Source organism: Ensifer sp. CCNWLY38, assembly GCF_037120565.1.
GTDB classification, from domain to species: Bacteria; Pseudomonadota; Alphaproteobacteria; order Rhizobiales; family Rhizobiaceae; genus Ensifer; species Ensifer adhaerens_H.
Genome location: NZ_JBBBBO010000008.1, coordinates 22573 through 41879, shown reverse-complemented (window position 1 = coordinate 41879; position 19307 = coordinate 22573). Strand labels below are relative to the sequence as shown.

The following is a 19307-nucleotide window of genomic DNA, read 5'->3' as shown; positions in this document are numbered from 1 at the left end:
CTTCCGCGCTGCTCATGACGGAGGTGACAACCATGCTGCTCGCACTGACCCTGCTGACGTCGCTGCTCGGCACCTCGCCCCAGTCAGGTATCGACGAGAAGCCGAAGATGCCCGACTACTTCAAGAACCAGCAGGGCGGCGGCATGCAGCCGCAGACCACGATCTGCAATCTCAACAGCCAGGATTCGAACGGGCAGTTCAAGACCTGCCGCTACGATTGCGGAACGCAGATCACTGTCGGCGAGCGGTTCGCCTGCCCGTTCATCATGCAGCGATAACGCTACTGGGTGTCTCCTTAAATCGACCTCGATTTAAGGTCCAAGACATGCAGAAAATCAAAGTGCTACAGCGGCCTTTGCGCGTCTGGTAAGACGCGCGGCGCTGTAGTTGAACTGCGCGTGTTACCGGTTGATCACCACATCGAGGCCAATGTCGAGCGTTGGAGCCGCCATGGTGATCTTTGAAGTCGAGATGTAGTCGACGCCGCTTTCGGCAATCGCGCGCACCGTATCGATCTTGACGTTGCCGGAGGCCTCGAGCCGGGTGCGGCGGGCGTCGAGCGCGTAGGCGTCGGCCGAAAGCTGCCAGAATGCCTGGTTGACGGCGACGGCTTCGCGCAGCAGCTCCGGGCCCATATTGTCGAGCAGGATGACGTCGGGCTGGGCGGCCAGCGCCTCGCGCATCTGGTCGAGACCATCGACCTCGACCTCGATCTTGACGAGATGGCCGCAATAGGCCCGTGCCGCATAGACCGCGCTGGCGACACCGCCGGAAACGGCGATGTGGTTGTCCTTGATCAACACCGCGTCGTCGAGCCCGTAGCGGTGGTTGGAGCCACCGCCGAGACGCACGGCATATTTCTCAAGCGCGCGCAGCCCCGGGATGGTCTTGCGGGTACAGCAGATTTTTGCGCGGGTATGGGCGATCGCGTCGGCGAACTTCGCCGTATAGGTCGCAATACCCGAGAGATGCATAAGGAAATTCAGGCCCACCCGCTCGGCCGATAGCAGGCCGCGGGCACGCCCGGAGATGCGGGCGATTGCCGTTCCCGGCGCCACCCGGTCGCCGTCCGCCACCAACGCCTCGAAACCGATCGACGAGTCCACCAGACGGAAGGCGGCGCGCGCGAGATCGAGCCCGGCGACGACGCCGGGGTCGCGGGCATTCATGCCGGCCGTTGCCGTCAGCTCCGGTCCGATCGTCGACAGCGTGGTAATGTCGCCGGCGCGGCCGAGATCCTCAAGCAGTGCGGCGCGCACCTGGTCCTCGATCATCAGTGCGGGCAGTTCGGGGCGGAGGGCTGCGGTCATCTGCTGGCGGTCCTTGAGCTTCAGTCACATGCGAGTGGCGGAGTGCCGGATCACGCCGGTTCCGTTTCAGCCAATTCCTTGGAAAGGCGATTGGCGTCGGCGAGCGTCAGGTAGGTACGTCGGCGCCATTCCGGCCGCTCCGCCGGGCAATCGGCGCGGAAGTGGCCGCCGCGGCTTTCCGTGCGACGAAGCGCACCGACGGTGATCAGCTTGGCTGTGGTGATGATGTTGGTGAAGCGCATGCGGCCATTCTCGCGCTCGAGCACCGCGATCTCTCGGATTGCCTTCAGCAGGCTCTCGCGGGTGCGGATCACACCGACGCACTCGCTCATCACCTGGCGCAGAACTTTAAGCTGCGGGCTGTCCTCGACGGTCACCGGATCATCGTTCTCGCCGGCATTGTCGCCCCACTCGGTGAGCTGCGGCGTCGGCAGCGTGCCCTTGATGTTTTCGGCAATGCGGGCCGCAAAGACCACCGCTTCGAGCAGCGAGTTGGAGGCAAGGCGGTTGGCGCCGTGCACGCCTGTCGAGGTGACTTCGCCGGCGGCCCAGAGGCCATCGATCGAGGTGCGGCCCTCCGCGTCCGTCAACACGCCGCCCATGTGGTAGTGGACTGCCGGCACGACAGGGATCGGCTGCGTTACCGGATCGATGCCGGCGGCGATGCAGGAGGCATAGACCGTCGGGAACATCTCGGGGAAGTGCTTGCCCACCGCCTTGGTGCAATCGAGGAAGGCACCGCGCCCCGCCTGGACTTCGGCGAAGACCCCGCGCGAAACGATGTCGCGCGGCGCAAGCTCGCCGTCCGGGTGAATGTCGAGCATGAAGCGATGGCCGGCCGCATTCAGGAGATGGGCACCGTCACCGCGCAGCGCTTCGGTCGCCAGTGGCGCCGGATCCTTGCCGATATTGATCGCGGTCGGATGGAACTGCACGAACTCCGGATCGGCGATGATCGCGCCGGCGCGCGCCGCCATGCCGACCCCCTGCCCGCAGGCTTCCCAAGGGTTGGTGGTGACCGCATAGAGATGGCCGACGCCGCCGGAGCAGAGTACGACGGCGCGCGCTGGGAACGAGACGCGTTTCTTCGACTGCCCGGCATCCGGACGCGCGATGACGCCGGAGATGAACCGGCCCTCGCGAACCAGTTCCTCCACGACGTAACCCTCGATCACCCGGATCGACGGCGTCTTGCGCACCGCGGCAATCAACGCTTCCATGATCGCCTTGCCGGCCATGTCGCCCTTGACCCGGACGATGCGGCGCTCGGAATGCGCCGCCTCGCGCGACAACAGCAACTTGCCTTCGAGGTCGCGATCGAAGGGCACGCCATATTCCAGAAGATCGTGAATGCGCGCCGGGCCTTCGGCCACCATCATGCGCGTCATCTTCTCGTCGACGATGCCGGCGCCGGCGGCGAGCGTGTCGGCGACGTGTTTCTCGAAGGTGTCGCCCGGGCTCATGGCCGCGGCGATGCCGCCTTGAGCCCAGGCCGACGAGGCACCGTGGCCGATCGGCGCGGCAGCCAGGATCGTGACCGGCCTCGGGCTCAGCTTCAGCGCGCAGAAAAGGCCGGCCAGGCCGCCGCCGACGATGACGATGTCGTCAATCCCGTTGAAGGATTGCGGGCGGAAATGGTCGGTCAGCATGTTTCATTCTCCTCCAATGCGCATGCAAAGTTTTTACATTCTACAGCGACCTTTGCGCGCCTGATAAGGCGCGCGGCGCTGTAGGCCGGGCGAACCGCCAGGCGGAATTGTTACTGCTTGAGGTTCACCATGCGTTCGACCGCAAGGCGGGCGCGGGCGGCGATCGCCGGATCGACGAGAACCTCCTCCGTCATGTTGAGCAGGCTGTCGAGGATCTTCGGCAGCGTGATGCGCTTCATGTGCGGACAGAGGTTGCAGGGCTTGACGAACTCGACGCCCTCGATCTCGGCCTGGATGTTCGACGCCATCGAGCATTCCGTGACGAGCAGCACCTTCGACGGGCGGTTGTCCTTGACATAGTTGATCATGCCCGACGTCGAGCCGGCGAAGTCGCAGACGGCGATCACATCCGGGTGGCATTCCGGATGTCCGATGATCTCGATGCCCGGATTGGCTTCCTTGTAGGCAAGCAGCTCGCCAGCGGTGAAGCGCTCATGCACCTCGCAGTGCCCCTTCCAGGTCAGGATCTTCTTGTTGGTCTGGCGCGCGACGTTCATCGCCAGATATTCGTCGGGGATGCAGAGCACCGTGTCGGATTCCAGGCTCTCGACGACGTCAAGCACGTTGGACGAGGTGCAGCAGATATCGGTCTCGGCCTTCACGTCGGCAGAGGTGTTGACGTAGGTCACGACAGGAACGCCGGGGTAACGCTGCTTCAGAAGGCGCACATCGGCGCCGGTGATCGATTCCGACAAGGAGCAGCCGGCTTTACCGTCCGGGATCAGAACCGTCTTTTCCGGGCTCAACAGCTTCGACGTTTCGGCCATGAAGTGCACGCCGCACTGAATGATGATCTCTGCATCGACTTTGCTGGCGTCGCGGGCAAGCTGCAGCGAGTCGCCGACGATATCGGCAACGCAGTGGAAGATGTCGGGCGTCTGATAGTTATGCGCGAGGATGACGGCATTGCGCTCCTTCTTCAGCCGGTTGATGGCGTGAACATAGGGCGCATAGACCGGCCACTCGATCGCCGGGATGAAATCCTTCACCTTCTCGTAGAGATGTTCCGTCTCGCGTGCGACCGCTGGCGTGAAGGCAAGTTCGGGTCTTTCGATGACACCAAATCGCTGGGCAGCGCTGACAAGAACCGGGTTCGCCACCGCCTCTTTGCGGGAAACAACGCGCGTCATCGAGATCTCCTCTCCGCCCTCTTCCCGGGCGGTTTTTTCAATTATGCTCAGTATGAGCATAATTGAACCAAAACAAAAGCGGCAGAGCCGCATGGGTTGATTTAGAAAGTTTTGTGACAGAATTCAAGAATGGAGCGCTGTTTTTCGCAGCGCCCCAGTTTGCCCATGCGGTCAGGCCATCGCCGGCCGCACCACGCCCTTCTCCTCGATCGGCCAGTGGACGATCGCCGCGAAGATGCCGAGCGCCACGCCGAGCCACCACACCGGATCGTAGGAACCGAAGTGGTCGTAGAGGTAACCGCCCATCCATACACCCAGGAACGACCCGACCTGGTGCGAGAGGAAAACGATGCCGCCAAGCAAACCCAGATGCCGCGTGCCGAACATGATTGCGACCAGCGCGTTGGTCGGCGGCACGGTCGACAGCCAGAGCAGGCCCATGACGATCGCGAAGACGATCACCGAGGTCGGGGTCTGAGGCAGCAGCAGGAAGGCAGTCACCGCCACCGAGCGGGCGATATAGATCAGCGCCAGGAAATAGGGCTTCGAATAGTGCTGGGCGATGAAGCCTGCCGACAGCGACCCGATGATGTTGAAGAAGCCGATCAGCGCCAGCGCGATCACCGCATAGCGCGCGTCGATGCCGATATCGCCGATATAGGCCGGAAAATGCGCGGTGATGAAGGCAACCTGATAGCCGCAGACAAAGAAGCCCGAGACCAAGAGCAGGTAGCTCTTGTGGCCGAGCGCTTCCTTCAACGCCTCGCCGATCGACTGTTTGTATTGCGCCTCGCTCTGGCGACCGGAGGAGGCATTGCCACGCAGCGGAATCGCGAAGAACGGCACCAGCAGCATGAGGACGCCGAGATAGACCAGGCTGTCCGACCAGCCATAGGCGGAGATCAGCCCCTGGCTCAAAGGCGCGAACAGGAACATGCCGGCAGAGCCCGCCGCCGTGCAGATGCCGAAGGCGAACGACCGCTGATGCGGCGTGACGTTGCGCGCAAAGGCCGACAGGAGAATGCCGAAGGAGCCGGAGCCGACCGCCATGCCGACGAGCACGCCGCCACCGATATGCAGCCAGATCGGCGCATTGGCAAAGGCCATGATGAACAGGCCCGCAGCATAGAGGAGGCCTGACATGGCAAGCACCCGCCAGGTGCCGAACCTATCGGCGATCGCGCCGAAGAACGGCTGGCTCAAGCCCCAGCAGAGGTTTTGCAAGGCCATGGCGAGGCCGAAGGTGGTCCGGTCCCAGCCGGTATCGGCGAGCATCGGCAACTGGAAGAAGCCCATCGCCGAGCGCGGGCCGAAGGTGAGCATCGCAACGACCGAACCGGCCGCAATGATCAGCCAGGGCATCTCCTGACGAGCATGGGACGGCGCGGATGCTCCGGAAACAGCGGACATGAAATATCTCCGATTGATGGACCGGCATCCTAGGCGGCTGCTAAAACAGATAAAAGCCAATTATATTGACGCCGCGATCACCGAAATTGATGCCGCCAAGTTTCCTCTATCAAGCGGCGCTGCGGAACCGGTTGCGGAACTCCCTGGGCGTCATGGCCTTGGCCGCCTTGAACTGGCGGTTGAAGTTGGCAATGGAGCGATATCCCACGGCTTCGGCGATGTGGGCGATCGATCGTCCAGAGCCGCTGAGAAGCGCGCAGGCCTCGCCAATCCTCAACCGCATCAGATACTCGGAGACCGGCATGTTGAGGTGGCGCAGGAACAGGCGATGCAAACCGGAAAGGCTAAGGGCGGCAAGGTCGGCGAGTTCCTCCATCGACGGGTTCTCGGCGTAATGCAGATGGATATGATCGAGCACACGGTCGAGGCGACCACGATCGACCGATCGGCCCGATGGCGTGACGACACGGCTCGAAAGCGGTGCCACCTGTTGCTCGCGCGACAGGATCGTCAGCAGCGACAGGACATCCGGCAGGCGCTCCTCCGGCGCCAGCCGACGCAACCCTTCGAACAGCGGACGCACGCGGGCGGCAACTTCTGGAGTGAACTGCAAGCCCGGTGCGGATCGCTCGAACATCGTCTTGACGCCGGTGAGCTCGACAAAGCCGTCATCCAGACGTTCCACCCATTCCGGATGAAACCAGAGCACCAGCGCCACATGCGGTTCGGCATCGTCAATCTTACCCGATGAGTGCCAGGTGTGCGGCAGGTTGGAACCGACGAGCACGAGATCGCCTTCGTCATAGGCGCCGATATGGTCGCCGATGAAGCGCTGACCGCGCGAATTGAGCGTCAGCGTCAGTTCGAACTCCGGATGATGGTGCCATTGGAACGGAATGGAATCGTCGAGGCGGCGGTCGAGCAGGATCGACGAAGCATTGGTCGCCCGCGGTATTTTCTGCAGAACAGCCTTCATATTGCATGCCTTGGCCTCACGATGCAAGAATAGTATCAATCTTGGCATGCTCTGTGCAACATAGGCCCGACGGAACGGTTACGCTTTCTCCATCGAACAATCGAACATTTAAGGCGAGGAGAAACCGATGCAGGCGCTCAGAGACAGCCACCCCACGGCTGCCAATCTCGAGGTACAACTGAAGGACATCAAGAAGCGGCTGCCGTTGCGCGTGCTGTCGGAGGCGGACTGGCAGCACTGGATCACCAGGGGCTATGTCATCGTGCGCCAGGCGGTGCCGCCGGCCAATGTCGAGCGGCTTGTCGACCTGCTCTGGCGCTTCGACGAGAAGGATCCGGGGGATCCTTCGACCTGGTATGCGCCGCAGCGGCGCGAGCACAAGATGAAGGAACTCAACAACACCGGCATGCTGGAAATCTACAATCACCAGTATCTCTGGGACAACCGGCAGGAGCCGCGCATCTACGGCGCCTTCGTCGACATCTGGGATCGCGAGGACCTGTGGGTGACGATCGACCGCGCCAACCTCAATCCGCCGAAGAAGGTGAAGGGCAATCCTGACGGATTCATCCATTGGGACGTCGACACCTCGATCCGGCCGCTGCCGATCGGCGTTCAGGGCGTGCTGAGCCTGAAGAAGCAGGATGGCGACGTCGGCGGCTTCCAATGCGTGCCGGAACTCTTCGAAAACTTCGAAAGCTGGGAGAGGACCCAGCCGACCAACCGCGACCCGATGCACCCCGACATGGCCGGTCTCTCGACTGTCAACATCGAGATGGAGGCGGGTGACCTGATGATTTTCAACAGCCTGCTCGCCCATGGTGTGCGCCCGAACCACTCCGACGACCGTGTGCGAATGGCGCAATATATCTCGATGCATCCGGCGGAATGGGACAATGTCGCCGAGCGCGAGGAACGGGTGCGGTTGTGGCGGGAACTCGACCACCCCAAGCGTGACGCCTTTCCCGGCGACCCGCGCCAGTGGGAGAAGCACAATGCCTCCCCCGCCAGCCTCTCGGATCTCGGCGCAAGGCTTCTCGGCATCACGCCCTGGGCGTGATGCTGCCCGGAGCAATTCCGAGAAGAATGTGAAACAGCCTTCCGTCCGCAGTTGCGTCCGACTTAAGCCGAAGCCCGCACCTTCATCGGCCAGCGTTCACCGCGCCGGCCGGTGACCTTGACCTCATCGCCAAGCTTTAGGGTGCCTTCGTTGCGCGGCACCGCATTCCAGCCGAAGAGCACGCCGGGCACGCGCCGATCAGACGACATGCGCTTTTCGGCCAGCCCCTGGATCGGATTGCCGCCGATGCGCTCGCCGGTGACCTGGTCCTGTGTCGTCATGATGCAGCGGGCGCAGGGCTTGACGAGATCGAACCGGATGCCGCCGATCTCGACGCTTTCCCAGAAGTCCTCATCCCAGGCGTCGTCGCAATCGACGAGGATATTGGTGCGGAAGCGGTCCATGCCGACGGGTTCCTGGCCCTTTTCGGCGAGCGTCCGGTTGAGATCGGCGAGCGAGCCGGTCGTCGTGATCAGGATCGGGAACCCATCGGCAAAGCCGACAGGCGCTGCGGTGCCGGCCCACTCGGCACCGACCAAGCGCTCGGCCGAAGCGTCCATGTGGGCAAGCTTGACCGGGCGACCGAACCATGCCGACAGCGTCTCATCCGCCGCATCGTCGGATACGGCGGCATCGACTTCGCTGCCCCAGACCTGGACGTTCAGCCGGCGATCCGGATCAAAGCGTACCGAAGTTTCCCTGTCGCCCATCCTAAGATGCACACCGCCATCGATGTGCCTGGCTTCGACCTGCGCCAGCGCCTGCAATTCGCGCTGAGTGATGAAGCGTCCGTCGGGCTCGATCAGCATGAAGCGCCGGTCGCCCTCGATGCCGTCGAGATTGACGGTAACCAACTCGCGGGCGATGGCGCGGCCGCTCTTCAGGGGATGAATGTTGAGGCCGGTCACCTTCATGGCAATTCCTTCATCTTCAAAAATTGATTCAAGCGCCTGACGATCCGATTCACGGCGCCGCCATAATCCGTTGAAAGGATTAGATTTCGTCGAGCATCATGGCAAGCACGTCGCGCAGGCGCTCCTCGCGCTGTGTCGCCAATCGGCGGCCAGCTTCGGTCTTGAAGCCATCGGCCAGCCGGAAAAGCTTGGTCTCGAAATGATCGATGGCGAAGGCCTTGTCGTCGAGGTCCCTCGCCTCCGCCAGCGGATCGAGCGGGTCATAGAGACCGCTGCCCATACGCCCGGCGATATAGAAGCAGCGGGCGGCGCCGACCATACCGATCGCATCCAGCCGGTCCGCATCCTGAAGAATCCTCGCCTCCAGCGTCTCCGGTGCAATGTTGGCCGAGAAGCTGTGGGTCAGGATGGCATGCGCCACGGCGGCGGTCTCTCCCGTACCCCAGCCGAGTTCCTGCAGAATGCCGATCGCCTTCTCCGCCGCCAGACGTGATGCCTGGGTGCGCAAGGGCGAATTCTTCTCGACCGAGACGCAGTCATGCAGCAGCACCGCTGCGGCGAGCGATCGCGCATCACCGCCCTCCTCCGCGTGGATGCGTGCGGCATTCTTCCAGACGCGGATCAGGTGGGCGGCATCGTGCGACCCGTCATCGGCGGCAAAGGCATGCGGCAGCAGCACCGCGGCGAGATCCTCATGCGGCGCGAAGGCTGCCGCCAGTTTCGAAATACGTGTCATGACGTCCTATTGCTGTTCGGCAGGGTTTGTCGGCGCCGTCGATGCGACGCCGACGCCGGACAGGATCTTCTGATAGAAGAGCCCTATCCCGATCAATACCCCGCCAAGGCCGATGAAGGACAGGGCCCGCAGGAAACCTTCGAGGTTGGACATGTCGATCAGGAACACCTTCAGGACAGCGACGAAGACGAGAACGGCCGAGGCGATGCGAATGCTCTTGGCGTGGAAACGCGAACCGAGCACGAGCAGCAGCACGCCGAGCAGCAACCAGACGACCGAATAGGTATATGTCTCTGCCTGCAGGAAGTCCTTCCAATCCGCGATGTTTTCTCCCTGCCATGCGCGGCGGACCGTAAGGCTCGCCCAGGCGAAGGCCAGCACCGCGCCGCTGACCGCAAGCGCCATGACATAGGGCAACGGCCGCTTGTCACGCGCATACCAGGCCAGTCCCGCATAGCCGAGCCCCGGCAGCAGATAGCCGATCAGCAGGAGATCGAAGAACGGGATATGACCGAGAAGCTCGCCGCTGAAATAAGGATTGAGGCCGAGGAGATGAGCCGAAAGCACCGACAGCATCGAGAGCACGCCGAGGCCCATGCCGCCATAGTGGAAGACCGGGCTCGGCGACTTCATGTCGAGGCTCATGAAGATCGCCGAGGCGCCGATCGCCAGCAGGGTATAGATCGATTGCTCGCCGAGCGTCGGCACAGCGCTATCGAGCACGCCGCCGTTCATCGCGTGACGCACGAGAATCGCGAGCGTCAAGAGCACGAAAAGGCTGGCGAGCGCCTGCAGGAGGTTGCGTACCCGCGTGTTCGGCCAGGATCTGAGGAAATAGGCGGAGCCCGCAAGCAGTGCGGCGGGAATACCGTAGCCCGGCAGCAGCGCATTGAAGACGGGCGTGGTGCCGAGATTGCCGGCACCGACGATCGTCGGCTCCCAGGCGATGCGCCCGAGAACGACCACAGCCGCAGCACCGGTCATCCAAGGCAGGATCGGCCAGGTGCGGATGCGCGTCGCGAGCGCATAGGCCGTTCCGAGCACGGCAATCGCAAGTGTCGTGACCAACCCATCGGTCCAGGCATGAAGCGCAAGGACGAAGAACGCGAACGAACCGGCGACCAGCAATCCAGCCGCGATATCGCGCGCCTCGGCCTCGTCGTCGCGGCGATAGAGCCAATCCGCTAACGCGAGCAACGCGGCACCGAGGATGAGCGAGAACAGACCGTGCGGCAGATCGAAGGCATAGTTGCCGGTCATCAGGAACGACATGGCCGTCAGCGCGATGGGGACGACGGCGGCAAGACCGGCCCAGAGGGTCGAATATTGCGGATGGGTGACGAGACGGCGCGATAGCACGAAGCCGCCGAGCAACACGTACAGCGCCGCAAGCAGCATTGCCGTAATCATGGCGGTGCGGCCAGGCAGGACGATCGTCGGCAGAGCGTCGGCGAGCGAGGGATCGAGATAGGCGAGCACACCGCTCAGCGCCGTCAGGCTCCAGACGCCGGCCACTGCCCCGACGGCGGAAAGCACGGCGGGATAGACCGCCGTCGGCCGCCAGGCTCCCAAGGCCGCCAGCGCCGCAATGACCACAGCAAATTCCGTCACGGGATATTTGACCGCGGCCACCGCCGGGCTGATCAGAAGGAGCGCAAGCACCATGGCGGCGATGGCCGCGGAAATGGAGATTGCCGCATGTGGCGGGATAAACAACCGCTCCCATGGTCCGGCAACGGCACCGCGTCGCTCCGCACCCTCAGGGACGTCGGGCGCGGGTGCAGCTTCCGTAGCACCTGGCCAGACGAGGCCGATGCCGATGGTCATCACCAACAGCGCAAAGGCGACCGGCAGCGGTTCGAATGGCGAGGCCGCAGTGATATAGGCAAGCCCCCAAAGCCCGATGCCGACGTTGGCAAGGGTCGGCACTACCGTCCAGGTCCGCAGCCGCGACGCGAGCAACGTCGCAAGCCAGACGATCGAGAGGAAACCGAAGAGGACCCAGGGTCGCGGCTCGTCGCTCGAGACGAGTGCCGGGGTTGCGAGCGAGGCAAGCAGGCCGAGGCCGGCGAGCGCCTGCCCATGCAGCAGCGACAGACCAACGGTCGCAAGCGAGATCGCAGCCAGCAGAACGAATGCCGTGCCCGTGCCGATATAACCGTAGATGCCATAGGCGGCATAGGCGACACCGAACAGGGTGACTGCGCCGGCCGCCGTCAGGATGCCGGGGATCATCGCATTCTGGAACTCATTGGCGATGACAGGCACCGCGCGCCTGCGAATGACCTCCCCTGCTGCCATCAGCAAAAGACCGAACAGGGCGGCAAGCGTCAGGCGAACCGTCGGGCTCAGGAGGCCGGCATCGATCGAATATTTGACCATGAAGACGCCGCCGAGCGCGAGCGCAATGCCGCCGACCCAGACGGCCCAACGTGCGCCGAGCCGGCTTTCCAGGCTTTCGGTCTGACGGAGCGCAGCCGGAACCGGCTGTGGCGCTTCTGTGCTGGCGGCAATGGTCTCGGCACCCTCGATGTCTTCCGCCGCGTTCTCCGCGTCGCCAAAGATCCGGGCCCCCTCGCGCGCGCCGGCCGTCAGGCCGATCGCAGCCTCCTCTACCGTCTCCGGTTCCACCGGCAATTCGGGCGCGGCGGCGAGCTCTTCGGTCGTCGCTTCGGCCTGAACGCCGGCGCCCGATGAGGTCTTCAGCCTTGCGACCTCCGCCTTCAGCGCGGCGATTTCGGCCCCCAGCCGCTCGGCCGTCTTGCGACCGCCGGCAAAGGCGGAAAGAGCGAGAATGAAGGCAAGAAAAGCAAAGAGTTCGAACATGTTTTCCCCTGGCAGTCGCACGCACAGATCGCACGCAACCATACAGATTTTTACGCGCGCCCCAAATCGCTACAGCGCCGCGCGTCTTATCAGACTAGCAAAGGTCGCTGTAGCACTCTGAATTGCTGCGTGTCTTTGTCCTTAAATCGGAGGCGATTCCAGGAAACATGCAATAGACGGCCGAGCGCTGTAATCTCTTCACGGAAATGTCGCAGAACTGTCACCGAGCAACTGGTACAGGCGGATGAACACCGCTGCCTCGGCGCGGTGGTTTCCATCGTTCAACCAGGAGACCCGATCATGGACAAGCATCTCGGCCAGACGGAAGAGACCGAATTCAAGACGCTGACGGAACGCAGGGAAGAGCTGGAAGACATTGGCCACAACTGTTCCACCAACCCGACGATGGGCGACATCATCCATCGCCGTTTCTCGCGCCGCTCGTTCATCGGCGGTTCGCTCGCCGTTGCCGCGATTTCGACGACCGTCAGCCCGCTGGCTCTCCTGACTGCCGAAGAAGCACGCGCCGAGGAAGGCTCGCGCTTCGACTTCACCGAAATCGAAGCCGGCGTCGACGAGAAGCACCACGTCGCCGAAGGTTACGATGCCGACATCCTGCTGCGCTGGGGCGACAAGATCTTCGCCGACAGCCCGGAGTTCGACCCGAAGAACCAGACGGCGGCCGCCCAGGAAAAGCTGTTCGGCTACAACAACGACTATGTCGGCTTCATCCCGCTCGACGGCAGCGCCGACCACGGTCTCCTGGTCGTCAACCACGAATACACCAATGCCGAACTGATGTTCCCGGCCTTCGCCAGCGTGGTGAAGGAAAAGGTGACGAAGGACGGCAAGGAAGTCGAGGAAGAGAAGGTCGTTCTCGGCGAGTACACCAAGGAGCTGGTCGACATCGAGATGGCCGCTCATGGCGGCACGATCATCGAGATCCGCAAGGTCGACGGCAAGTGGCAGCCGGTTCTCGACGGCAAGAACAACCGTCGCATCACGGTCAACACCGAGATGCAGATCACCGGGCCGGCCGCCGGTCATGACCGCCTGAAGACGCCGTCCGACCCGACGGGAAAGAAGGTGTTCGGCACGATCAACAATTGCGCCGGCGGCGTCACCGCCTGGGGCACCTACATGATGGCCGAAGAAAACTTCAACGGCTATTTCGGCGGCGAGCTCGCCGAAGACCACCCGGAGTACAAGCAGCTCAAACGCCTGGGCGCACCGGGTGGCCAGTACGAATGGGCCTCCTTCTACGACCGTTTCGACGTCTCCAAGGAACCGAACGAAGCCAATCGCTTCGGCTGGATCGTCGAGGTCGACGCGCTGGATCCGACCTCGGTACCGAAGAAGCGCACCGCACTCGGCCGCTACAAGCACGAAGGCTGTGAATCGATCGTCAACAAGGATGGGCGCGTCGTGCTCTATTCCGGCGACGACGAGCGTTACGACTATGTCTACAAGTTCGTGACCAAGGGCGCCTTTAACCCTGATGATCGCGCCGCCAACATGGACCTCTTCGACGAAGGCACGCTCTATGTCGCCAAGTTCGACGAGGACGGCACCGTCACCTGGATGCCGCTTACTCACGGCGAAGGCCCGCTGACCGAAGCCAACGGCTTCGCCTCGCAGGCGGACGTGCTGATCAACACCCGCTTCGCCGCCGACGCGCTCGGTGCCACCAAGATGGACCGCCCGGAGGACGTTCAGCCGAACCCCAAAACCGGGAAGGTCTACGTGATGCTGACCAACAATACCAAGCGCAAGGCAGAAGAAGTCGACGCCGCCAACCCGCGCGCCAAGAACGCCTTCGGCCACATCGTCGAGATCACTGAAACCGACGGCGACTTCACCTCACTGAAGAGCCGCTGGGACGTGCTTCTGAAGTGCGGCGATCCTGCTGTTGCCGAGGTCGGCGCTTCGTTCTCGACGGCGACCACCAAGAACGGCTGGTTCGGCATGCCCGACAACTGCGCCATCGACACCGATGGCCGCCTTTGGGTATCGACCGACGGCAACAACCAGAAGGAAACCGGCCGCACCGACGGCATCTGGGCGATCGACACGGACGGCAGTGCCCGCGGCACGTCGAAGCTCTTCTTCCGCGTGCCGGTTGGCGCCGAAATGTGCGGTCCCTGTTTCAACCCGACGTCGGACACCTTCTTCCTGGCCGTCCAGCATCCGGGCGACGCCGGTCTTGCCACTTACGAGACGCCGGCAACCCGCTGGCCTGACTTCAAGGACGACATGCCGGTGCGTCCGGCCGTCGTCGCCGTGACCAAGCAGGGCGGCGGCCGCATCGGCTGACAAAAGCTGCGATCGCAAAGAAGAACGCCGCGCTTTACCGCGCGGCGTTTCTTGTTTCTGGAGTTGTATTTGACGCCGCAATTCCGGACGGAAAACCGCTTCGCACTTTTCCTGGAATTCTATTTGAAGCGACGCAACTCCGGACGGAAAACCGCTTCGCACTTTTCCTGGAATTGCTTTTAACGCCGCAGATTGTCGATCGGGAAGATCGCGCAGGTTTCGGTGCCATGGGCCAGCAGCTTGCCGTTTCCGTCGCGCAGCCAGGCTTCCGAAGTCGCGATCGTTCGGCCGCGATGGACGATACGGCCCTCGCAGAAGACCTCGCCCATTCCCGGCAGCAACGGCCGCACGAGGTTGACCTTGAATTCCACCGTCGTATAGGCCTCGCCGGGTTTCACCGTGGTGAAAACTGCGCAGCCGAGCGCCGAGTCCATGATCGTCGCCGTCCATCCGCCATGCACCGTGCCAAGCGGATTGAGATGTTCCTCGGTCGGAAAACCCTTGAAGACCACCCGGCCCTCTTCGACTTCGCTCAGTCCGAACTTCAGTGTCTTCGACATCGGCGGTGCCGGCAGCTCGCCGCTCAGCAGGTCCTGCATCGCCTTGAGACCGCCGTCGCGGGCGACGCGGTCAAGCGACAGCACGCCGATACCGGATACGGACATGCCGGGATAAAGTTCTTGATACATTGATAACTCCTGGGGGATCAGGCGGCGGAGGATTGCGCTTTCAGCGCTTTGAGCGCCGCATGGACGAAGCCGTCTCGTGCGGAAGAAACGTCGAGGCCGCGCGGCTCATAGACATGGCGGTTGAGGAAGAAGGCGGTCAGGCGGAAAGCGGCGGCAAGGCTGTCGTGATCGGCAGCCCGACGCGCTTCGGCGGAGAGGAAATCCGGCAGCGCCAGCATGCGGTCCGCATAACGCTCCCCGGCCGAGCGGCAAACCGCCCTGCCCGATTTCGGCGAGACATAGACCAGGTCGGTGCGGGCGCCGGTTGCCACACATTCCGTCAGATCGAGCCCGAAGCCGAGATCGTTGAGAACCGCGAGCTCGAAGCGCACGAACAATTCTCCGGCATCGGCGGGATCGGCGAGATGATCGACGATGACGGTGAGTGCCTCGTAGAGATGCGGATGCGGGTCACGCTCAGGAAGCAGCCGCAGAAGTGCTCCGAGCGCTTGGATGCCATAGACCGAGGTCGCGGTTTCCATCAAACGTGCAGCGCGCAGTTCCACCGGCTCGATGCGGAATTCCCCCATATGCTCGTCAAGCCGCGCGCGCCAGGTGACTTCCACCGAATTGCCCGGCTGCAGCACCGGCTGCATGATGCGCGAGCGGCCCGAGCGCACCATACCGAGATGCCGGCCGTGGGCGGCGCTCATGACCTCCACGATGGCAGAGCTTTCGCCGTGCCGCCGTATGCCGAGAATAATGGCCTGATCGCTCCATTGCATGGATATGGCATACACCCGCGGTCGAAAGCGGATCAAGCGATGTTGCGATAGCCAGCGTGATAGGGGCGACTGTCGCCTTTCGGCCACACTCACTGGTTGCCTCATTTGCGACATGCTGTCGCCGCCCCGACGCCGTCTTTGACATTAGAACGGAAGAGCGGCAAAAGCCGTGCCTCCCGCCCGAAAAAACAATCAGCAGGATCAAAATTTCACTATGTGTGTGTCCCGGAACAGCGCCGGCCGCCTGGCGCAGCTCTTCGCCCTTCTTCTCGCCACCTCGGCGCTCGCTAGTTGCGTCACCACGTCGGGGCCGGCCAAGCCGAAGGGACCGGATCCATACTATGTGGCGATGTACGGGCCGCTGCCCAACGAAAAGTTCCCGCTGGATGCGATCGACATCAGCAAGGTCGACAAGCGCTATCTGCGCCAGCAGGTCGCCTACCAGACGCACGAGCCGCCGGGCACGATCGTGATCGATACCCAGAACCGCTTCCTCTACCTCGTCCAGGATGGCGGCATGGCAATGCGCTACGGGATCGGCGTCGGCAAGGCGGGCCTCGAATTCGAGGGCGAGGCCCGCATTGCGCGCAAGGCCGAATGGCCGCGCTGGACGCCGACACAGGACATGGTGGCACGCGAACCGGAGCGCTACGGCCCGCTTGCCGGCGGCATGGAGCCGGGCGTGCGCAACCCGCTCGGGCCGCGCGCGCTCTATCTCTTCCAGGGCAATCGCGACACGCTGTTCCGCATCCACGGCACGACCGAGGCCTGGTCGATCGGCAAAGCCGTTTCGAGCGGCTGCATCCGTCTCTTCAACCCCGATATCATCGATCTCTACAGCCGTGTGCCGCTCGATTCGCGCGTCGTCGTGCTGCAAGCCGAACCGCCGATGACCGAACCGGCCGGGGGCGTGCCGATGGCGAGCGTTTCGAATGGCGGCCTGCCGCCCGCCTATTGATACCTGCTTGACGGAATGGCGGGCGCCTACCAGGCGTCCGGCGTCCGCACCATGTGCACGATATTGGCCGGGTTCATGATCCAGCCGCCGCGAAAACCTTCGCCGAGATCTTCCACCGCATCACAGCGCACAACGCCCCTGGCGGCGAGATGATCAAGTGCGCCCACATGGTCATCGGTAAAGAGTTCGAGCCAGACCTCGGCCTGGCTGTAGTTCGGCGCCTCGTCGATCCAGAGTTGGTTGGGCCCAAGCTTGAAGCCGATGGCCGGCAGCTTTTCTTCGATGGGTTCGAGGCCGACCGTGTCGCGATAGAAGGCGACGACTGCCTCGTATTGATGCGAGGGAACCTTCACCGCGATATTGATGCCGCCTGTAATTTTCGTCATGGCGCAATCTCCTATTGCCGCCCGACGACTGCCGATGCGGCTCATTGTCTGTGTTTCGATTGTCGATAATCTCGCGCCCGGATCCGGAGCGGAAAGCCCGGTGCCGGCTGGCTCAGGCTTGCGGCTCGAGTGCCGGCTTGCCTGAGAGTTCGCTGAGGTAATAGCCCTGGCGCAGGTTGATGCCGTATTCGAGCCAGGCCTTCATGCAGGCAATCTGCGACCAGCCTTCGCAGTTGACATAAGACCCCTTCTGCCCCTGCTCGTTCTCACGCCATCCCTTTTCGGCGATCGTCACCATGGTGGCGCCGTCATCCAGCGACTGGAAGCGCATCTCCACGCGGGTCTGGTAGGGCTCCTCGCCCTTGGCGACCATGGCGTCCCAGCGAAAAACGATCCGCTCGTTCTGCTCGACCGCCTCGACCTGGACCGGGACCTCGCCCCACCATTTGACCGCAGCCCCGGCGACCAGCGGTCCGCTGATGCCGCCAAGGGTGACGAAATAGCGACTGAGCTGATCCGGATTGACGACGGCATCGAAGACCTGGGCGACCGGGCGATCGATCCGTCCATTCACACGGAATTCGAAGGGCATCTGATGTTCCTCCTATTGAGCCCGAACAGAATATGTTATAAAAACATAACATGTCAACCGATTCGAAAGACGACCTCGTTTTCAAAGCTTTGGCCAACGGCCTGCGCCGCCAGATGCTCGACGCCATGAAGCACGCGCCGCAGACGACGGGCATGCTTTGCGAACAATTCGGCAATCTCGATCGCTGCACCGTCATGCAGCATCTGAAGGTGCTGGAAGAGGCCGAACTCGTGCTCGTTCGCCGCGAGGGCCGCGAGCGCTGGAACCACTTGAACGCTTTGCCGATCCAAGCCATTCACGACCGCTGGATCAGCCAATATGCGGGGCACGCAATGTCGGTCCTCTCCGCCCTGCAACAGGGACTGGGCCAACCGTCGGAGTGATGGTTTCGACTTTCCATTGCCCGGCTTTCTTCGTAAGAACGCCCTGACAACACAATCTGGGGACATGGTCGTGCGCTACCTCATCACCGGCACCGCGGGCTTCATCGGCTTTCATCTCGCCAAGCGATTGATCGACGAAGGACATTTCGTGGTCGGCTTCGACGGCATGACCCCCTATTACGACGTGACGCTGAAGCAGCGCCGGCATGAGATCCTGGCGCGTTCGAACGGCTTCAAGGCTGTCGTCGGCATGCTCGAGGATCGCGCGGCGCTCAACCATGCGGCGGAGATTGCCGAGCCCGAGGTCATCATCCACCTCGCGGCCCAGGCCGGCGTCCGATACAGCCTTGAAAATCCCAAGGCCTATGTCGATTCCAACCTGATCGGCTCGTGGAACATCCTGGAACTGGCGCGGGAACTCGGCCCAAAACACCTGATGCTCGCTTCGACGTCCTCGATCTACGGCGCCAACGAGAAGATCCCGTTTGCGGAGACCGATCGCGCCGACGAGCCGATGACGCTCTATGCCGCCACCAAGAAATCGATGGAACTGATGGCGCATAGCTATGCCCATCTCTACAAGGTTCCAACCACCGCCTTCCGCTTCTTCACGGTCTATGGTCCCTGGGGGCGGCCTGATATGGCGCTGTTCAAGTTCGTCGATGCCATCCACAAGGGACAGCCGATCGACATCTATGGCGAAGGCCGTATGAGCCGCGACTTCACCTATATCGACGACCTCGTCGAAAGCATCCTCAGGCTCTCGCACGTGGCACCGGCGGAAGAAAACCGCGTGCCATCCGAGAAGGCCGAGGACACGCTGTCGCGCCAAGGACCGTTCCGTGTCGTCAACGTCGGCGGCGGCCAGCCGGTCGAACTGATGACGTTCGTCGAAACGGTCGAGAAGGCCGTCGGCAAACCGGCACTGCGCAACATGCTGCCGATGCAGCAGGGCGATGTGCCGCGCACCTATGCCTCCCCCGATCTTCTGGAGGCATTGACAGATTTCAAACCCTCAATCCCGGTGGAAGAAGGCGTGGCGCGCTTTGCCGCCTGGTATGAGGAATACTACAATGTTGGCGGGAAAGCCGGATCCTCGGCCTCGCAGGCATAGATACGTGCAAACCAGCATGGTTTCAGCGTTCGCGGAC

Annotated in this window: 18 protein-coding genes; 6 read left to right on the top strand and 12 right to left on the bottom strand. The window is 62.8% G+C overall.

The annotated features are described in order from the left end of the window. The first annotated feature begins 32 nt into the window (after window positions 1-32). Entirely contained in the window at window positions 33-278 is a 246-nt protein-coding gene (locus V7S54_RS17940) for a hypothetical protein (protein WP_058320251.1), read from the top strand. A gap of 123 nt (window positions 279-401) precedes the next feature. On the opposite strand, the gene nadC is transcribed toward V7S54_RS17940, so the two are convergent. The 5 genes from nadC to V7S54_RS17915 all read right to left on the bottom strand — a co-directional run bounded on the left by nadC (window position 402) and on the right by V7S54_RS17915 (window position 6535). Then, window positions 402-1310, bottom strand: a complete 909-nt coding sequence (gene nadC / locus V7S54_RS17935) for a carboxylating nicotinate-nucleotide diphosphorylase (RefSeq protein ID WP_065376995.1) — start codon at window positions 1308-1310, stop codon at window positions 402-404. 50 nt (window positions 1311-1360) lie between these two features. After that, on the bottom strand, window positions 1361-2959 hold the full coding sequence (locus tag V7S54_RS17930) for an L-aspartate oxidase (protein WP_065376996.1): 1599 nt from the start codon (window positions 2957-2959) through the stop codon (window positions 1361-1363). Between the two features lie 110 nt (window positions 2960-3069). Beyond that, entirely contained in the window at window positions 3070-4149 is a 1080-nt protein-coding gene (gene nadA, locus V7S54_RS17925; protein ID WP_065376997.1) for a quinolinate synthase NadA, read from the bottom strand. A gap of 171 nt (window positions 4150-4320) precedes the next feature. Further along, window positions 4321-5559 carry an MFS transporter gene (locus tag V7S54_RS17920; RefSeq protein ID WP_065376998.1) on the bottom strand — a complete coding sequence of 413 codons (1239 nt, stop codon included), beginning with the start codon at window positions 5557-5559 and terminating at the stop codon, window positions 4321-4323. Between the two features lie 109 nt (window positions 5560-5668). Continuing rightward, on the bottom strand, window positions 5669-6535 hold the full coding sequence (locus V7S54_RS17915) for a helix-turn-helix domain-containing protein (RefSeq protein WP_065376999.1): 867 nt from the start codon (window positions 6533-6535) through the stop codon (window positions 5669-5671). Window positions 6536-6662: 127 nt separating this feature from the next. On the opposite strand from V7S54_RS17915, the gene V7S54_RS17910 reads away from it, so the two are divergent. Next, on the top strand, window positions 6663-7595 hold the full coding sequence (locus V7S54_RS17910) for a phytanoyl-CoA dioxygenase family protein (RefSeq protein WP_065377000.1): 933 nt from the start codon (window positions 6663-6665) through the stop codon (window positions 7593-7595). Window positions 7596-7657: 62 nt separating this feature from the next. On the opposite strand, the gene V7S54_RS17905 is transcribed toward V7S54_RS17910, so the two are convergent. The 3 genes from V7S54_RS17905 to V7S54_RS17895 form a co-directional block, all read right to left on the bottom strand. Further along, complete coding sequence (locus V7S54_RS17905; protein ID WP_065377001.1) at window positions 7658-8509, bottom strand: MOSC domain-containing protein; 852 nt, start codon at window positions 8507-8509, stop codon at window positions 7658-7660. Between the two features lie 79 nt (window positions 8510-8588). Next, window positions 8589-9245 (bottom strand): HD domain-containing protein, encoded by a 657-nt coding sequence (locus V7S54_RS17900; RefSeq protein ID WP_065377002.1) that lies wholly within the window; start codon window positions 9243-9245, stop codon window positions 8589-8591. 6 nt (window positions 9246-9251) lie between these two features. Further along, a complete protein-coding gene (locus V7S54_RS17895) occupies window positions 9252-12071 on the bottom strand; it encodes a DUF2339 domain-containing protein (protein WP_065377003.1) in 2820 nt (939 codons plus the stop codon). A 300-nt stretch (window positions 12072-12371) separates the two neighbouring features. Between V7S54_RS17895 and V7S54_RS17890 the strand changes: the two genes are divergently transcribed. Further along, complete coding sequence (locus V7S54_RS17890) at window positions 12372-14384, top strand: PhoX family protein (RefSeq protein WP_065377004.1); 2013 nt, start codon at window positions 12372-12374, stop codon at window positions 14382-14384. Between the two features lie 179 nt (window positions 14385-14563). Here V7S54_RS17890 and V7S54_RS17885 read toward each other — a convergent pair whose 3' ends face one another. Both V7S54_RS17885 and recO read right to left on the bottom strand, forming a co-directional pair. After that, a complete protein-coding gene (locus tag V7S54_RS17885; RefSeq protein ID WP_057252787.1) occupies window positions 14564-15073 on the bottom strand; it encodes a PaaI family thioesterase in 510 nt (169 codons plus the stop codon). Between the two features lie 17 nt (window positions 15074-15090). After that, window positions 15091-15837: a DNA repair protein RecO gene (gene recO, locus V7S54_RS17880; RefSeq protein WP_065377005.1), complete on the bottom strand. Its 747-nt coding sequence runs from the start codon at window positions 15835-15837 to the stop codon at window positions 15091-15093. Between the two features lie 214 nt (window positions 15838-16051). Between recO and V7S54_RS17875 the strand changes: the two genes are divergently transcribed. After that, on the top strand, window positions 16052-16795 hold the full coding sequence (locus V7S54_RS17875; RefSeq protein ID WP_065377006.1) for a L,D-transpeptidase: 744 nt from the start codon (window positions 16052-16054) through the stop codon (window positions 16793-16795). A gap of 26 nt (window positions 16796-16821) precedes the next feature. On the opposite strand, the gene V7S54_RS17870 is transcribed toward V7S54_RS17875, so the two are convergent. Both V7S54_RS17870 and V7S54_RS17865 read right to left on the bottom strand, forming a co-directional pair. Further along, window positions 16822-17181 (bottom strand): hypothetical protein, encoded by a 360-nt coding sequence (locus V7S54_RS17870; protein WP_057252792.1) that lies wholly within the window; start codon window positions 17179-17181, stop codon window positions 16822-16824. Between the two features lie 112 nt (window positions 17182-17293). Further along, entirely contained in the window at window positions 17294-17773 is a 480-nt protein-coding gene (locus V7S54_RS17865) for an SRPBCC domain-containing protein (RefSeq protein ID WP_336408657.1), read from the bottom strand. A gap of 50 nt (window positions 17774-17823) precedes the next feature. Between V7S54_RS17865 and V7S54_RS17860 the strand changes: the two genes are divergently transcribed. Continuing rightward, a complete protein-coding gene (locus V7S54_RS17860) occupies window positions 17824-18156 on the top strand; it encodes an ArsR/SmtB family transcription factor (protein ID WP_058320262.1) in 333 nt (110 codons plus the stop codon). A gap of 70 nt (window positions 18157-18226) precedes the next feature. After that, window positions 18227-19270, top strand: coding sequence for an NAD-dependent epimerase (locus V7S54_RS17855; RefSeq protein WP_065377022.1), 1044 nt, complete (start codon window positions 18227-18229; stop codon window positions 19268-19270). Window positions 19271-19307 lie beyond the last annotated feature (37 nt).

What these genes read in the sequence shown, in the direction of transcription:
- V7S54_RS17920 (WP_065376998.1), bottom strand. Translation starts at nt 5,559, where the DNA reads ATGTCCGCTGTTTCCGGAGCATCCGCGCCGTCCCATGCTCGTCAGGAG.
- V7S54_RS17915 (WP_065376999.1), bottom strand. Translation starts at nt 6,535, where the DNA reads ATGAAGGCTGTTCTGCAGAAAATACCGCGGGCGACCAATGCTTCGTCG.
- V7S54_RS17875 (WP_065377006.1), top strand. Translation starts at nt 16,052, where the DNA reads ATGTGTGTGTCCCGGAACAGCGCCGGCCGCCTGGCGCAGCTCTTCGCC.
- V7S54_RS17895 (WP_065377003.1), bottom strand. Translation starts at nt 12,071, where the DNA reads ATGTTCGAACTCTTTGCTTTTCTTGCCTTCATTCTCGCTCTTTCCGCC.
- V7S54_RS17890 (WP_065377004.1), top strand. Translation starts at nt 12,372, where the DNA reads ATGGACAAGCATCTCGGCCAGACGGAAGAGACCGAATTCAAGACGCTG.
- V7S54_RS17910 (WP_065377000.1), top strand. Translation starts at nt 6,663, where the DNA reads ATGCAGGCGCTCAGAGACAGCCACCCCACGGCTGCCAATCTCGAGGTA.
- V7S54_RS17865 (WP_336408657.1), bottom strand. Translation starts at nt 17,773, where the DNA reads ATGCCCTTCGAATTCCGTGTGAATGGACGGATCGATCGCCCGGTCGCC.
- V7S54_RS17870 (WP_057252792.1), bottom strand. Translation starts at nt 17,181, where the DNA reads ATGACGAAAATTACAGGCGGCATCAATATCGCGGTGAAGGTTCCCTCG.
- V7S54_RS17900 (WP_065377002.1), bottom strand. Translation starts at nt 9,245, where the DNA reads ATGACACGTATTTCGAAACTGGCGGCAGCCTTCGCGCCGCATGAGGAT.
- recO (WP_065377005.1), bottom strand. Translation starts at nt 15,837, where the DNA reads ATGCAATGGAGCGATCAGGCCATTATTCTCGGCATACGGCGGCACGGC.
- V7S54_RS17905 (WP_065377001.1), bottom strand. Translation starts at nt 8,509, where the DNA reads ATGAAGGTGACCGGCCTCAACATTCATCCCCTGAAGAGCGGCCGCGCC.
- V7S54_RS17930 (WP_065376996.1), bottom strand. Translation starts at nt 2,959, where the DNA reads ATGCTGACCGACCATTTCCGCCCGCAATCCTTCAACGGGATTGACGAC.
- V7S54_RS17860 (WP_058320262.1), top strand. Translation starts at nt 17,824, where the DNA reads ATGTCAACCGATTCGAAAGACGACCTCGTTTTCAAAGCTTTGGCCAAC.
- V7S54_RS17940 (WP_058320251.1), top strand. Translation starts at nt 33, where the DNA reads ATGCTGCTCGCACTGACCCTGCTGACGTCGCTGCTCGGCACCTCGCCC.
- nadC (WP_065376995.1), bottom strand. Translation starts at nt 1,310, where the DNA reads ATGACCGCAGCCCTCCGCCCCGAACTGCCCGCACTGATGATCGAGGAC.
- nadA (WP_065376997.1), bottom strand. Translation starts at nt 4,149, where the DNA reads ATGACGCGCGTTGTTTCCCGCAAAGAGGCGGTGGCGAACCCGGTTCTT.
- V7S54_RS17885 (WP_057252787.1), bottom strand. Translation starts at nt 15,073, where the DNA reads ATGTATCAAGAACTTTATCCCGGCATGTCCGTATCCGGTATCGGCGTG.